This window comes from Plantactinospora sp. BC1 (assembly GCF_003030345.1).
Taxonomy (GTDB): domain Bacteria; phylum Actinomycetota; class Actinomycetes; order Mycobacteriales; family Micromonosporaceae; genus Plantactinospora.
Genome location: NZ_CP028158.1, coordinates 7614019 through 7628732 on the forward strand (window position 1 = coordinate 7614019; position 14714 = coordinate 7628732).

13 protein-coding genes are annotated in these 14714 nt (G+C 72.7%); 6 read left to right on the forward strand and 7 right to left on the reverse strand.

Features of this window, described 5'->3' with window-relative positions; translation table 11 throughout:
- Positions 1-154 precede the first annotated feature (154 nt).
- Complete coding sequence (locus tag C6361_RS33410; protein WP_107261646.1) at positions 155-1630, forward strand: NAD(P)/FAD-dependent oxidoreductase; 1476 nt, start codon at positions 155-157, stop codon at positions 1628-1630.
- A 41-nt stretch (positions 1631-1671) separates the two neighbouring features.
- Here C6361_RS33410 and C6361_RS33415 read toward each other — a convergent pair whose 3' ends face one another.
- Positions 1672-4605 carry an AAA family ATPase gene (locus C6361_RS33415; protein ID WP_234359164.1) on the reverse strand — a complete coding sequence of 978 codons (2934 nt, stop codon included), beginning with the start codon at positions 4603-4605 and terminating at the stop codon, positions 1672-1674.
- A 162-nt stretch (positions 4606-4767) separates the two neighbouring features.
- Positions 4768-4950, reverse strand: a complete 183-nt coding sequence (locus tag C6361_RS33420; RefSeq protein ID WP_159079596.1) for a hypothetical protein — start codon at positions 4948-4950, stop codon at positions 4768-4770.
- 300 nt (positions 4951-5250) lie between these two features.
- Here C6361_RS33420 and C6361_RS33425 point away from each other — a divergent pair, with 300 nt between their 5' ends.
- Positions 5251-5943 carry a DUF4191 domain-containing protein gene (locus tag C6361_RS33425; protein ID WP_107261650.1) on the forward strand — a complete coding sequence of 231 codons (693 nt, stop codon included), beginning with the start codon at positions 5251-5253 and terminating at the stop codon, positions 5941-5943.
- A gap of 7 nt (positions 5944-5950) precedes the next feature.
- On the opposite strand, the gene C6361_RS33430 is transcribed toward C6361_RS33425, so the two are convergent.
- The 3 genes from C6361_RS33430 to C6361_RS38590 form a co-directional block, all read right to left on the reverse strand.
- Complete coding sequence (locus C6361_RS33430; protein WP_107261652.1) at positions 5951-6172, reverse strand: hypothetical protein; 222 nt, start codon at positions 6170-6172, stop codon at positions 5951-5953.
- A gap of 2 nt (positions 6173-6174) precedes the next feature.
- Positions 6175-7221 (reverse strand): LacI family DNA-binding transcriptional regulator, encoded by a 1047-nt coding sequence (locus C6361_RS33435; RefSeq protein WP_234359165.1) that lies wholly within the window; start codon positions 7219-7221, stop codon positions 6175-6177.
- Between the two features lie 174 nt (positions 7222-7395).
- Positions 7396-7833, reverse strand: a complete 438-nt coding sequence (locus tag C6361_RS38590; protein WP_369930887.1) for an RDD family protein — start codon at positions 7831-7833, stop codon at positions 7396-7398.
- A gap of 339 nt (positions 7834-8172) precedes the next feature.
- On the opposite strand from C6361_RS38590, the gene glnA reads away from it, so the two are divergent.
- Positions 8173-9597 carry a type I glutamate--ammonia ligase gene (gene glnA / locus C6361_RS33445; protein ID WP_107270167.1) on the forward strand — a complete coding sequence of 475 codons (1425 nt, stop codon included), beginning with the start codon at positions 8173-8175 and terminating at the stop codon, positions 9595-9597.
- 146 nt (positions 9598-9743) lie between these two features.
- Here glnA and C6361_RS33450 read toward each other — a convergent pair whose 3' ends face one another.
- Positions 9744-10847 (reverse strand): GDSL-type esterase/lipase family protein, encoded by a 1104-nt coding sequence (locus C6361_RS33450; protein WP_107270168.1) that lies wholly within the window; start codon positions 10845-10847, stop codon positions 9744-9746.
- A gap of 150 nt (positions 10848-10997) precedes the next feature.
- Between C6361_RS33450 and C6361_RS33455 the strand changes: the two genes are divergently transcribed.
- The 3 genes from C6361_RS33455 to C6361_RS33465 all read left to right on the forward strand — a co-directional run bounded on the left by C6361_RS33455 (position 10998) and on the right by C6361_RS33465 (position 13071).
- Positions 10998-11441, forward strand: coding sequence for a helix-turn-helix domain-containing protein (locus C6361_RS33455; protein ID WP_107270170.1), 444 nt, complete (start codon positions 10998-11000; stop codon positions 11439-11441).
- A 125-nt stretch (positions 11442-11566) separates the two neighbouring features.
- A complete protein-coding gene (locus C6361_RS33460) occupies positions 11567-11971 on the forward strand; it encodes a PadR family transcriptional regulator (protein ID WP_107270171.1) in 405 nt (134 codons plus the stop codon).
- A complete protein-coding gene (locus tag C6361_RS33465; protein ID WP_234359166.1) occupies positions 11968-13071 on the forward strand; it encodes a GlsB/YeaQ/YmgE family stress response membrane protein in 1104 nt (367 codons plus the stop codon). The genes C6361_RS33460 and C6361_RS33465 overlap by 4 nt, the downstream gene beginning before the upstream one ends.
- Here the strand turns inward: C6361_RS33465 and C6361_RS33470 are convergent, their stop codons facing one another.
- Positions 13072-14580: a pyridoxal-dependent decarboxylase gene (locus C6361_RS33470; protein ID WP_107270172.1), complete on the reverse strand. Its 1509-nt coding sequence runs from the start codon at positions 14578-14580 to the stop codon at positions 13072-13074.
- Positions 14581-14714: the final 134 nt, after the last annotated feature.

Here is a 14714-nt window from a genome sequence, read left to right on the forward strand (position 1 = left end):
CTCCGGCGGCGGTCTCGCCAGCCTCTCTTCCACCTTCACCCCGGCTCGCCCACGCGCGGTGGCGAAGCGCGCTCCACCTGTCGCAGCGTGTTAGATTCCGGCCGTCAGCCGGGAGGTGCTTGCCGGCAACACGTCGAAGGTGATGAATAGAAGCATGACAGCACCCCACACCGTGATCATCGGCGCCGGCCCCGCCGGACTGACCGCGGCGTACGAGCTGACCAAGCGGAACGCCACCGTCGAAGTGTTCGAGGCCGACGACGTGGTGGGCGGGATCAGCCGTACCGTCGAACGCGACGGCTGGCGGTTCGACATCGGCGGGCATCGCTTCTTCACCAAGGTGCCCCAGGTCGAGGCGCTCTGGCACGAGATCCTGCCCGCCGAGGACTTCCTGCTCCGGCCCCGGATGAGCCGGATCTACTACCGGGGAAAGCTGTACGACTATCCGCTCAAGGCCAGCAACGCGCTGCGCAACCTCGGCATCGTCGAGGCGCTGCGCTGCGTCGGCTCGTACCTCTGGGCCAAGGTCGCGCCGCCGAAGGACCAGTCCCACCTCGCCGGCTGGGTGACCGCCCGGTTCGGCCGACGGCTCTTCGAGCACTTCTTCAAGACGTACAACGAGAAGCTCTGGGGCGTACCGGCGACCCAGCTCTCCGCCGACTGGGCGGCGCAGCGGATCAAGAACCTGTCGCTGTCGAACGCGGTGCTCAACGCGCTGCTGCCCCGGCGCAACCAGAAGGACATCACCAGCCTGATCGAGGAGTTCAACTATCCGAAGCACGGTCCCGGGATGATGTGGGAACGCTGCGCCGAACTCGTCGAGAAGCGCGGCGGCCGGGTCAACCTGAACACCGGGGTCACCGCCGTGCACCGGGCCGGCGGCCGGGCGGTCGCGGTCACCGTCGCCGGGCCGGACGGGTCGCGCCGGGTCGCCGCCGACCACGTGGTGTCGTCGATGCCGATCTCGCACCTGGTGCTGGCGATGGACCCGCCCGCCCCGCCGGCCGTACGCGCCGCCGCGAACGAGCTGTTCTACCGCGACTTCCTGACCGTCGCGCTGGTGGTGCCGGCCGAGTTCAGCTTCCCGGACAACTGGATCTACATCCACGCCCCGGAGGTGAAGGTCGGGCGGATCCAGAACTTCGGCTCCTGGTCGCCGTACCTGGTCAAGGACGGCCGGACCTGCCTCGGGCTGGAGTACTTCCTCAACATCGGCGACGAGCTGTGGAACAGTCCGGACGCCGACCTGGTCGCGCTCGGCACCGCCGAGCTGGAGCGGCTCGGCCTGGTCCGTCCCGGCTCGGTCGAGACCGGCTACGTGGTCCGGATGCCCCGCGCCTACCCGTTCTACGACTTCGCCTACAAGGAGAACGTCGCGACGATCCGCGGCTGGCTCGCCGCCGAGGTGCCGAACGTGCACCCGGTCGGCCGCAACGGGATGCACCGCTACAACAACGCCGACCACTCGATGATGACCGCGCTGCTCTCGGTGTCGAACATCCTGGACGGCACCGACCACGACGTGTGGACGGTCAATGTGGAGGAGGAGTACCACGAGGAGAAGGGTCCGGGCGAGCACGGCACCGGCCGGGCCGCCCCGGTGCTCCCCCGCGACCCCGTCCCGAGCTGACCCCGGGGCGCCCCACCGGCCAGGACACCCCGGAACACCGGTCAGCCGGCCGGGACGCCGTCGTCCCGGGTCGGCTGCGGGTCGAGCAGCCCGAGCCGGTGTGCGACCGCCGCCGCCTCGATCCGGTTCGCCACGTCCAGCTTGGCGATGATCCGGGAGACGTGCACGCTCGCCGTCTTCGGCGAGATGTAGAGCCGCTGCGCGATCCGGCTGTTGCTGTGCCCCTCCGCGACCAGCCGCAGCACCTCCTGCTCGCGGGCGGTGAGCAGGTCGGTGCCGGGCGCCGCGCCGGGCCCGGCCCGCAACCCGAGCCGCCGGGCCAGCGTCGCCGCCTGCTCCCCCAGGGGTACGGCCGCAAGCTCACCGGCGATCGCCGACACCTCCTCCAGGGCGCTCGCCGCCAGCGTCCGGTCCCCGGCCGTGGCCGCCGCCTCGGCCAGCCAGAAGAGTGCCCGGCCGAGCGGGTACCGCTGACCGTCCACCCGCCACGCCGCCACCGCCTCCTGCCAGCACGGCACCGCCTCGGCAGCGGCGGCGAGCGTCGCCGACACCTGGGCCGCGTACGCCACCTCGGCCGGATAGCGGGCGGCGAGTCCGGTGCGCGCCGCCCGTACCCGGTCGGAGAGTTCCGGGTCGGCGGCCGCCACGGCGGCCCGGGCGGCGGCGGCCAGCGCCGGCCAGGCGTACCGGGGGTCGGTGTCGAGCCGCCGGCCGAGCAGGGCCCGGGCGGCCTCCACCGCCGCCGGGACGTCCCCGCCGGCCAGTGCCGCCTCGACCCGCAGCTCGTGCAGCGGCAACTCCAGCGGCAGGTACGGCCGGCGGAGGAAGCCCAACGCCCGGGCGACCAGCTCGTCGGCACCGGCCTGGCCCCGGGCGAGCCGCAGCCCGGCCCGCAACTGCAACCAGTGGTAGCCGTTGATGCCGGGCAGGTCGAGCCGGGCCGCCTGCCCGCACAGCTCGTCGGCCTCGTCCCACCGGCCGAGTGCGATCAGCGCCTCGGCCTGGTTGGAGAGGAGGAAGGCGCCGGTGGAGCGGTTGATCCCGACCCGCCTCGCCTCGGCGTACCCGGCGGCGGCCGCCTCGGCCGACTCGGCGTACCGGCCGACCTCGCAGAGCGCGTCGGAGCTGACCACCAGGGCGGTCACCAGGGTCTGCGGGTCGCCCGCCGCCCGGGCCAGCTCGACGGCGCGGCGCAGGTCGGCCAGCCCGGCATCGGACGAGACCGCGCGGCTGCACACCCAGCCGGCGGCGAGCGTCGCGCTCAGCACGGCGTCCTCGTCGGCGAGTGCGGTCGCGGCGGCCACCGCCTCGGCGGCGATCCGGGCCCCCTCGGCACGGTCGACCCGGGCGATCTGGAAGGCGATCTCGGCGAGCAGCCGGGCCCGCTGCGGATCGCCGTCGACGTCGGCGACCAGCGCGTACGCCGCGCGCAGGTCCTCGGCGCCGTCGGACTTGCCGAGGATCCGGAGCAGCCGCCCGCGCAGCAGCCGTACCCGGGCGGTCCGGACCGGTTCGGCCGCGCCGTCGAGTTCGGTCAGCATGGCGCGGGTCAGCGTCAGCGCCCGGCTGTAGTCGCCGGCGGTAGAGGTGGCCGAGAGGGTCGCCTCCAGCACGTCGAGGTGGTCGCGGCCGAGTCGCTGCTCCGCGTCCGGCACCTGCTCCCAGAGTTCGAGTACCCGCTCCAGCAGCCGCCCCTGCTCGGCGTACGCGTACCGGGAGCCGGCCGCCTCGGCGGCGGCCCAGGCCGAGGTCAGCGCCCGGGGGTAGTCGTGTGCCGCGTACCAGTGGTGGGCCAGCTCGGCCGGGACCCGGCCGTCGGCGACGAGCTGCGGCTGCGCCTCGATCGCGGCCGCGTACCGGGCGTGCAGCCGGGCGTGCTCGCCGGGGAGCAGGTCCTCGTGCACGGCCTCCCGGACCAGCGCGTGCCGGAACTCGTAGCCGCCGTCCGGGTCGGCGACCACGAGCTGGGCGGCGACGGCGGCCCGGAGCGCCTCCTCCAGCTCGGTCTCCGGCACTCCGGCGACCTCGGCGAGGAGTTCGTGGGCGATCCGGGTGCCGCCGGCCCCGGCGATCCGGAGCACCCGCTGGGCCGGCTCGGGCAGCCGGTCGACCCGGGCGAGCAGCAGGTCGCGCAGGGTGTCCGGCAGGTCGGCGCAGCCGCTCGGGTCGCTGGCGGCGGCGAGTTCCTCGACGAAGAACGGGTTGCCCTGGGTCCGGTCGTGGATGGTGTCGATGGCCCGGTCGCTGGGCTCGAAGCCGAAGAGGTCGGCGAGCACCTGACCGGTCCCCTCCCGGTCCAGCCGGTCGAGTTCGAGCCGTTCGACGCCCCGGGCCCGGTCGAGTTCGGCCAGGAACGGGCGGAGCGGGTGTCCCCGGTGCAGCTCGTCGGAGCGGTAGGTGCAGATCAGCAGTACCCGGGACGGCCGGACCGCGCGGGCCAGGAAGGCGATCAGGTCCCGGGTCGACCGGTCGGCCCAGTGCAGGTCCTCGATCACCAGCACCAGCGGGCGCTGTGCGGCGAGTCGGGTGAAGAGCCCGGCGACCAGCTCGAAGAGGTAGCCCCGGTGCGGGTCCAGGGAGAGCCCTGGCGCGTCCGGTGCGTGCCGGGTGTCGGTGCCGGCCGACACCGCCCCGAGCCGGTCCAGCTCGGGCAGCAGGCGGGCGAACTCCCGTTCGTACCCCTCGAAGGCCGCCGCCCCGTCGCGGCGCAGCACCTGGCGGAGCGCGGCGGCGAACGGCGCGAACGGCAGGCCCTGTTCGCCGAGTTCCAGGCACTGGCCGACGAGGATCTGGTTGCCGTCGGCGACGGCGTGCCGGCCGAACTCCTCGATCAGCCGGCTCTTGCCGACCCCGGCCTCGCCGCCCACCAGCAGCGCGGTCGGCTCGTCGGTCCGGACCCGCTTGAGTGCGTCCCGCAGGACGGCGAGTTCGGACTGACGGCCGACGAGAACGCTGCTGGCGGCGCGAGTGGTCACGGGATCGAGGATGCCACGCCGGACCGGATCTTCGAAGATCCGGACGGTGGCACCGGCCCCGGTCGGCGGGCCGGGGCGGCCGGCCGGACCGGTGCCCGGGACGGCGGACCGCCCGTCGACCCGGTCGGGTCGGCGGACGGCGAGGGCCGTGTCCGGGTTCACCTAGGCCGCCGGGGCGCGGGACGCGGCGGAGTCGAGCCGCCGTTTCCGCGCGGTGCGCCTCGGGTCCCGCCGGGAACCGCGCGCCACCGAGGAGGCCAGCCGGGCCGAGTCGGCCTCGGCCCGCAGTTCGGCGGCGTGGGTACGGTGCAGGGTGAGCAGGAAGTGGGCGTCGGTGCTGAACATCGTCGAGCTCCATTCGATCGGGTTCTCTTCGCTGATGTCCACTCTTCGCCGGAAGGCACCCCGGCCACATTGGCGTTCCGCCTCATCTCCGCCCGGCCGGCCTCCTTAGTTCCGCCCACCTGCGGTGCCGTGCGGCCGTAAGGTCCTTACCCGGCCCGGCTCGCCAGCCGGTCGCCCCGATCCCCGGCCGGCGTCCCACGGCCCCGCCCGACCGGCCGGTACGGCCACGACCGGCCGGGCCGGGCTGCGGTGCCCGGCCGGGGATCGGGCCGGCGGTCCCGGCCCACTAGACTCCGTTGCATGGCAAAGGCGCAGGAGAAGGTGTCGTTCGGCCAGCGGCTGAAGCAGATCGGGATGGTGTTCTCGTTCACCGCCAAACGCGACAAGTGGTTCGTGCCGCTCGCCGTCGTCGCGGTGCTGGTCCCGATCGCGCTCACCGTGGTCGCGGTGCTGTCCTGGGGCTGGCTCTGGCTGCCGATCGGCATCCTGGTCGCCCTGCTCGCCCTGCTCATCGTGCTCAACCTGCGCTCGAACCGGGCGATGATGAACGCCGCCGAGGGGCAGCCGGGGGCGGCGGCGCAGATCCTGGAGAGCATGCGGGGTGACTGGCGGGTCACCCCGGCGGTCAGCTCCACCACCCAGATGGACATGGTGCACCTGGTCGTCGGCAAGCCCGGGGTGATCCTGCTCGGCGAGGGCAACCCGCAGCGGACCCGCAGCCTGCTCGGCCAGGAGAAGCGGCGGCTCGCCAAGGTGATCGGCACGGCGCCGCTCTACGACTACCTGATCGGGCAGGGCGAGGACGAGCTGTCGATCCGCAAGCTGCGTACGACCCTGTTGCGGCTGCCGCCGAACCTCAAGGGCAAGGACGTGAACGCCCTGGACAAGCGCCTCAAGGCGCTCTCCGCGGCCCGGCCGCAACTGCCGAAGGGCGCGATTCCGAAGAACATGCGCCCGCCCAAGGGGGCCTTCCGGCAGATGCGCGGCCGGTAAGCCCGGGTCAGGACGTGCAGGTCCGGGTGGTCGGGGCGGGCCCTACCTGCTGGGCCGGGGCGAGCCGGTCGGCGACCTGCCGCAGCATCGCCGCCGTGCCGCGACGCAGCCGGCCCGGGCCACCGCCGGGGTTCGACTCCCGGTCGGGCCGGACCGGTGCCTCCGGCCGGGCGGACCGGACGTGTCGCTCGGTCGCACCGAGCGCGAGGTGGTAACCGACGGGATCCATGGTCACTTCCTTTCGACGGGACCGGTCGAGGCGCGGACGACCAGGTCGGTGGGGAGTAGCACCTGACGGTCGGCGGGATCCTCCGGTGGCTCCAGCAGCAGCCGGCCGGCGATCGCGCCCTTCTCCACCGCCGGTTGCCGGATCGTGGTGAGCCCGGCGGCGGCGGCCTCCGGGATGTCGTCGAAGCCGGTGACCGAGACGTCCCGACCGGGTCGCAGGCCGCGGGTGGCGAGCGCGTCGAGCACCCCGAGCGCCAGCAGGTCGGTGATGGCCAGCACCGCCGTGGGCCGGTCCGCGCGGTCGAGCGCGTACGCCGCCGCGTTGGCTCCCTCGGTGCGGCTGTTGGCGGCGGCGTTGCAGAGCAGCAGGTCGGGCCAGTCGACGCCGCCCTCGGCCAGTCCCTCGGCGAAGCCGCGCAGCCGTTCGCGGGTGACGTCGTACCGGATCTCAGCCGGGTCGGCGACGGTGACCGGTCCGGTACGGCGCTGCGCGACCAGGAAGTCGGAGACCACCGCGACCCGGCGATGCCCCAGCCGGGCGAGGTGGCTGCCGACGGTACGGGCGGCGGCGGCCTCGTCGATCCCCACGTACATGGTGTCGGGTCCCACCTCGGCGGGGCGTTCGGCGGCGACCGTCGGCAGTCCACGGGACCGGGTCACGTCCAGCGCCCCGTGCCAGGCCGGTACGCAGTAGACGCAGAAGCCGTCCACCGCCGCGTTCCGGACCGCCTGGATGCCGGCCTCCTCCTCCGACTCGGAGAGCGGGACGATCAGCAGGCCGCTGCCGTGCCGCTCGGCGGTCTCGGCGATGCCCCGGAGGAACTGCACCGCGTACGGGTCGGTGAAGGCGTAGGAGAGTGCCAGGGTGAAGAGCACCCCGATGGCGCCGACCCGGCCGCGCCGCAGCGACCGTGCGGTCGGGTCCGGCCCCGGGTAGCCCAGTTGGCGGGCCGCCTCGTGGATCTTCTCGCGCAGTGCCGGTGACAACTGGTCGGGCCGGCTGTAGGCGTTGGAGACCGTGCTGCGGGAGACGCCCACGGCGTCGGCCACTGTTTGCAGTGTCGGCTTCACCGGTCCGCCTTCTGTATCGATCCAGTAGACCTTCTGGATCGATACAGTACGCCGCTCCAGCGCGATTCGCCAGTCTCGATCCGCCGCCGCGGACGGGGCGAGAAGAAGGGAGGAGAAGGGTTCGGCCCCGGCGCGGGGCCGGAGCAGCCCGGGTCAGCGGGTGGGCGTGGATCCGCCGACCGGTTCGGACGACGGCACGGGCAGCACGATCGAGCCGGCCGCCCGGTCGTGCAGGCCACGCCGGCGGTCGTCCATGATCACCGCCGGCACCACCAGCCCGAGCAGGGTGCCCCGGAGCAGCGCGCGGAGGATGCCGATCCGGCCGCCGTCGGCGTACCCGACGCATCTGATCCGGCACACCCACATGCCCGGCGTCTGCGCGAAGAGGCCGATGAAGAAGCCGTAGACGACGATCAGCGTGAGGACCGGCGCCCAACTGTCGGCGATCGGGTCGGCGTAGAGGTTGGTGGCGAGCAGGCAGAGGATCCAGTCGATGCTCAGCGCACCGAACCGGCGCGACAGGCTCGGCAGCGGGCTGGTCGGGTCGGCCGCCGGCCCGAGCGGAGCGGCACTGTTCTGCGGTGTTGCCACGGTCGACCAGAGTATCGGCCCGGCACCGCCACCCACCGGCTGGCTCCGCCGACCGGGACGTCCGACACTCCGGACGCCGGCCCGACCGCGTCGCCGGGCGGCCCCCGCCGACACCCACCGCGGCCGTACGCCGACCCTGGGCGGCGAGCGAAACGCGACAAACTCAGCCAACCCGCCAAACCGGAGTATCATCCCGGAGTAGACCCGGGCCGGTCACCTGCGGGGATCACGCTCCGCAGACGACGTAACACGGCAGAAACATCAGAGACATGCTCGGGCAATCGCATGGCCATAGCGTCGCCACCAGCCTAGCCATCAGTGGACGTGCCAGGAGGACGTGTGTTCGCCAACCCCGAGGAACTCCTGCGATACCTCAAGAACGAGGACGTAAGGTTCGTCGACGTTCGTTTCTGTGACCTGCCCGGCGTGATGCAGCACTTCAACCTGCCGGTCGAGTCGTTCGACGAATCGGTCTTCACCGACGGTCTCGCCTTCGACGGATCGTCGATCCGTGGTTTCCAGGCGATCCACGAGTCGGACATGCTGCTGCTCCCCGACGTCGCCACCGCCTTCATCGACCCGTTCCGGGCACAGAAGACGCTCGCACTGAACTTCTTCATCCACGACCCGTTCACCCGCGAGGCATACTCCCGGGATCCGCGGAACGTGGCGAAGAAGGCCGAGGCCTACCTGGCGGCCAGCGGCATCGCCGACACCGCGTACTTCGGCCCGGAGGCCGAGTTCTACATCTTCGACTCGATCCGGCACGAGACCTCGGCGCACCAGGCGTATTACTACATCGACTCGATCGAGGGCGCCTGGAACAGCGGCCGCGAGGAGGAGGGCGGCAACCGGGGTTACAAGACCCCGTACAAGGGCGGCTACTTCCCGGTCCCGCCGGTCGACCACTACGCCGACCTGCGCGACGAGATCGTCCAGCGGCTGCTGGGCGCCGGTTTCACCGTCGAGCGCTCGCACCACGAGGTGGGCACCGCCGGCCAGGCTGAGATCAACTACAGGTTCTCCACCCTGCTGCACGCGGGCGACCAGCTCCAGCTCTTCAAGTACATCGTGAAGAACACCGCCTGGGCGAACGGCAAGACCGCGACCTTCATGCCGAAGCCGCTCTTCGGCGACAACGGCTCCGGCATGCACACCCACCAGAGCCTCTGGCTGAACGGCGAGCCGCTCTTCTACGACGAGACCGGCTACGCCGGTCTCTCCGACACGGCCCGCTGGTACATCGGCGGCCTGCTGCACCACGCGCCGTCGCTGCTCGCCTTCACCAACCCGACGATCAACTCGTACCGCCGGCTGGTCCCGGGCTTCGAGGCCCCGGTCAACCTGGTCTACTCGCAGCGGAACCGCTCCGCCTGCACCCGCATCCCGGTCACCGGCAGCAACGCCAAGGCGAAGCGGGTCGAGTTCCGGGTGCCGGACCCGTCGGCCAACGTCTACCTGGCGTTCTCGGCGATGATGATGGCCGGGCTGGACGGCATCAAGAGCAAGATCGAGCCGCCGGAGCCGATCGACAAGGACCTCTACGACCTCCCGCCGGAGGAGTGGGGCTCGGTCAAGCAGGTGCCCGGCTCGCTGCCCGAGGTGCTCGACTCGCTGGAGGCCGACCACGACTTCCTGCTGGAGGGTGGCGTCTTCACCCCCGACCTGATCTCCACCTGGGTCGAGTGGAAGCGTGCGAACGAGGTCGACCCGGTCCGGCTGCGGCCGACCCCGCACGAGTTCGCGATGTACTTCGACGTCTAGCACCGGACGCCGGCCCGGGGGCGCCCACGCACCCCTCGGGCCACCCGGCACAGGCACCTCCGGCGCGCCGCAGACCGACCCGCAAGGGCCCGGTCTGCGGCGCGCCGCACTCTGTGCTGGAACCTGGAGGGACTCCGCGCTGGAACCTAGAGGGCGAGGGTTTCCAGGTCCACGGCCTCGGCCATGGCCTGAGCGCCGTTGTCGTTGAGGTGCATGCCGTCGCCGCTGTCCAGCGCCGGATGGATGTAGTCGGGGGCTTCGGGGTTCTCGACGGCTCGGGCCACGTCGAAGACGGCGTCGAAGATGCCGCTGGTACGGATCCAGTCGTTGACCTCGCGCCGCACGGCGAGCCCCTCGGGGGTACTGATCCCGGCGTAGACGGCGCCCGCGAAGGGACCCATGGTGGCGACCAGGATCTTCAGGCCGGCCTGGTGGGCGCGACCTGCCAGCGTCTCGAAGCCCTTGACCAGGTCGTCGGCGCTGGGCAGAGCCTCGCCCGACATGCCGGGGAGGCCGAGATCGTTTATGCCGAAGTGCAGCAGGACGTGGGTACGACCGGGAATCGCCAGCACGTCGCGGTCGAAGCGCGCCAGCCCGTGCTCGCCGATCTCGTCCCGCAGCAGGCGGTTCCCGGCGATGCCCTGGTTGACGACCCAGCCCCGCCCGAGGCGACGGTTGAGGAAGTCCACGGAGCGGTTGTTCGCGCTGGTCGTGGAGCCGACCCCCTCGAACCACGAGTCGCCGAACGCCACGGCGATCGCGGTGTCGTCCGGGGCGAGCACATCGACGCCGGAGACGTAGAACCTGGCTTCCACCCGCTCGGCCCCGGGAAGTTCGGCGGACGTGACATGGTTCCCTCCGACTATCCGCGCCACCTCCATCGGCATGTGGGAGTAGGTGGCCAGGCCGGTCTGCTCGGGCAGATAGAGGCTGAGCGACAGGTCGGTGCCGGGGGCGACGGGCAGGTCGACCGGGTCACCGACAACCTCCGCACCCGGCGGGATCACGATCTTCTCGGTACCGTCGAAGGTCAGGGCGGCGCGATCGTCTTCGACCGCGACCGTCGCGGCGGCGATGGTCAGCGGGGTGCGGCCGTAACGGTTCGTCAGGCGTACGCGGAGGCGTTCTCCGCCGCCGGCCATGTGCAGCACCTGACGTACCGTCTGGTCGGCGAAGCCGCGCGGTTCGCTGAGCTTGAGCTGCTCGTAGGGACTGATCACGGCGGTACGGAAGCCCGCTGTCCAGATCATGGGCACTCCAGTTCGTTCATGGGTCGGCTGGGCTGCTGCTGTCTTCGACGGCTGTCCTGCACCACGATGGACCGGTTACTCTCCAACGGGAAGTACGCACCTGAAAGTGCGTAGGACACCCGTCGGTATGGATACCGGGAGGGGCGATCGATGGCGACGATGACGGCGACCCAGCGGCGGTCACAGGCCAAGGCGGACTACGACGCTTTCCTGGCGCGCTGCCCCAGCCGCCAACTGCTCGACCGGATCTCCGACAAGTGGGTGGCGCTGGTCCTGGCCGCGCTCGGCAGCGACGGTCCGCACGAGTCCGGATGCGACCGCGTCGGGCAGCCGCGACCGATGCGCTACTCCGAGCTGTCCCGCAGGCTGGCCGGGATCAGCCAGAAGATGCTGACCCAGACGCTGCGTTCCCTGGAGCGCGACGGCCTGCTCACCCGCACCGTGACGGCGACCGTGCCGGTCACCGTCACCTACGAGCTGACCGACCTGGGCCTCTCGCTCCAGCAGGTGATACGCGGCGTCAAGAACTGGGCCGAGACACACATGGACGAGGTGCTCGCCAATCGCGAGCACTACGACGCGCGGGCCAACTGAGCGCCGAGCGGCGGCGCGGCAGGGCGGCCGACCGGCGGGGCGGCGGAGCCGGCGCCACTGCCGAGTCGCCGCGCCGGATAACTTCTTGACCGTTATAGCTTGGTCACCGGTATATAGTCTCCGGCATGAGTACACCCGTCCCGTTGCGGGAACCGACGTTCCTGATCCTCACCGCCCTGGCCCGGGAGCCGATGCACGGCTACGGCATCGTCACCGAGGTCGCCGCGCTCTCCGACGGCCGGCTGTCGCTGCGACCCGGCACCCTCTACGGCGCGCTCGACCGGCTCGCCGACGAGGGCCTGGTCGAGCCGGACCGGGAGGAGATCGTCGGCGGCCGGCTCCGCCGCTACTACCGACTCACCGACAGCGGGACCGCCGCGCTCACCGCCGAGACCGAGCGGCTACGCCGGAACGTCGAGGCCGCGAGCCAACGCCTGCGGGCCCGTGGCGCCCGAGCGTCCGAGGGGTCGGCCACCCGTCCGGCGCCGGCGGTCCACCCCGCCATCCGGCTCGCCGGAGGCCCGGCATGACCGACCAGCCCGACACGACCGGACAGCCCGACGGCACCGGACAGGACCACCCGACCGCCGAGGTGAATCCGCTGGAGCGGCGCTACCGGCGACTGCTGTACGCGTACCCGAATCGCTACCGGTCGAGTCGGGGCGACGAGCTGGTCGGGACGTACCTCGATCTGGTGGATCAGGATCGGCGCTGGCCCTCCCGGCACGACGCCGTCGACGTGCTCCGCGGCGGGCTGCGGCAACGGCTGCGCGAGCAGGGCGCCCTCGGGCTCGCCGCCGCCCTGCCGGTCGCCGCGACGGTCGCGGTGAGCACGCTGGCGGCGCTCGCCGCGTTCCTGCTGATCCAGGTCGAGTTCACGAACCTGCCGGCCGACGTGCTGCCCGCGCAGGTCGGCCCGGCGCAGAGCCTCGGCGTGTTCCTCTGGGTCGGCTGGCTGCTGGCCGCGCTCGCCACGACGGTACTGCCGACGGGCTGGGCACGCCGGGGCGTCGCCGCCGCCATCCTGCTGACGCTGGCCGTGATCCCGGCCGCGCCGCTCTCCGGACTGCCCCGGCCCCCGCTCTACGTGCTCGTCCCGGTGTTGGCGTTCGGCCTGACGGCGCTGGCGTTGCCGGCCCGTCCCGGCTGGGCGGGCCGAGTCCCGCCACTGCTCGGGGCGCTGACCGGTACGGCCGTGGCCGGGCTGTTCGAGGTCGCCGAGGGTGGCGGGAACTGGTTCACCAGTTACCACTCCACGGTCGAGGTGCTGGGAATGGCGAGTGTGGGACTGGTCGGACTGGTTCTGGCCTTCGGTCTCCTTCGGGCGCTCACCGGTGACAGCAGGGCACTCTGGTCGGTCGTACCGCTGGTCACCCCGGCCAGCCTGCTCGGGATCCGGCCGATCGCCGAGTGGTACTGGGGCGGCGCGCTGACCTGGGGCGAACTCGCCGCCACCGCCGTCGTGCTCACGCTGGCCGGCGCGGGCCTGCTGCTGATCGTGGTCGCCTGGCACGGCGCCCGGTACCGGGCGATCCGGGCACGTTCGGTCGGCAACCCGTGCCCGACCTGCGGACACGTCGCCGACGTCGTACGGCGGGCCGACGCCGCGAGCGGTCGGGCCGCGCCCTGATCAACCGGAGCGGGGTGCCGGAGCAAGCTCGGTGAGGAGTTCGCGTACCACCTCGACCAGCAGGTCGATCTCCGTCTCGGTGGTCCGCCAGTTCACGATCGCCGGGCGGAGCGCGACCCGGCCGTCGTAGACGGTGGTGCCGACGAAGACCCGGCCGTCCTCCAGCAGGGCCGCGCCGAGCCGCCGGTTGAGGTCGTCGAGTTCGTCCGCCGGCACGTGCGCCGGGGCGGCCCGGAAGCAGACGATGCAGAGCGGCACCTCGGCCAGCCGTTCCAGGTCGGGCGCCTCGTCCACTCCCCGGGCGAGGCGCTGGGTCAGGTCGAGCTGCCGCTCCACCATCGCCCGGTGCCCCTCCCGCCCGTACGCGGCCAGGGTCGCCCAGATCGGCATCGACCGCGCCCGGCGCGACGACTCCGGCCCGTGCAGGGCGTAGTCGACCGGCCCCGGCTGACCCGACCAGAGTGGACTGCCCGGCCCCGGCAGGTAGGTCGTGCCGGGCATCCCGAACGCGACCGGCAGCCGGGCCGGCTCGCGGAGGAACGCGAAACCGCTCTCGTACGGCACGTTGAGCCACTTGTGCCCGTCACAGGCGATCGAGTCGGCCCGCTCGATCCCGCGCAGCAGCCCGGCGGTCCGGGGTGAGAGCGCGGCGAAGAGCCCGAACGCGCCGTCCACGTGCAACCAGGCGCCGTACCGCTGCGCGAGGTCGGCGAGCGCGTCGACCGGGTCGAAGTCGCCCGCGTTCACCTCCCCGGCGTTGGCGATCAGCACCGCCGGCCCGTCCAGCTCGGCGAGCCGCCGCTCGATCGCCGGCAGGTCGACCCGGCCCACCCGGTCCCGGGCGTACACCTCGGCGCTGTCCCGGCCGTGACCGAGCATCTGCAACGCCTTACGGGCGCTGGCGTGCAGGTAGCCGCCGGAGAGCACCGGCATCCGGGGCAGTGCGACCAGCCCGTCCGCCGCGACGTCCACGCCGTGCTGCTCGGCCCACCAGTGCGTGGCGACGGCCAGCGAGGTGAAGTTCGCGAAGGTGGCGCTGGCGACCAGTGCCCCGCCGTACCGGTCGGGGAGCCCGAACAGCTCGCGCAGCCAGCGCAGCGCGATCGCCTCCAGTTCGGCGGCGAGCGGGGAGGAGGCCCGGAACCCCGCGTTCTGGTCCAGCAGCGCGGCGGTCCAGTCGGCCGCCAGCGCGGCCGGGGTGGCGCCGCCGATGACGAAGTGGAAGAAGCGTGGCCCGCTGGAGTGGGTCGCGGCGGCGGTGCCGATCCGGAGCAGCCGCTCCAGGGCGGCCGCCGATCCGAGGCCCCGCTCCGGCAGCGCACCGTCCGGAGCAGCGCCGTCGGCCACCCGGGCGGGGTCGCCCGGTCCGGCGAGTTCGCCGAGCAGCGCCTCGGTGGCCCGCTCGTGCACCGGGCGGTCGGCGAGCGAGTCCAGGTATGGACCGGCCGCCTCGTACACCTGGCGCAGCACCGCCGCCGCCGCGTTCCGATCGTCCAACGGGTCGCCCACGCGCTCCTCCTCCGCTCCGGGCGCGGCCAGCGGCGCGCCGTCCGCCCGGGTCGGAGCCGGGCCGGTCCCACCCTGCCACCACCGCGTCGACCGGTGGCAGGGCCAATCGCCGGACGGTGGTACCGCAACGGCTG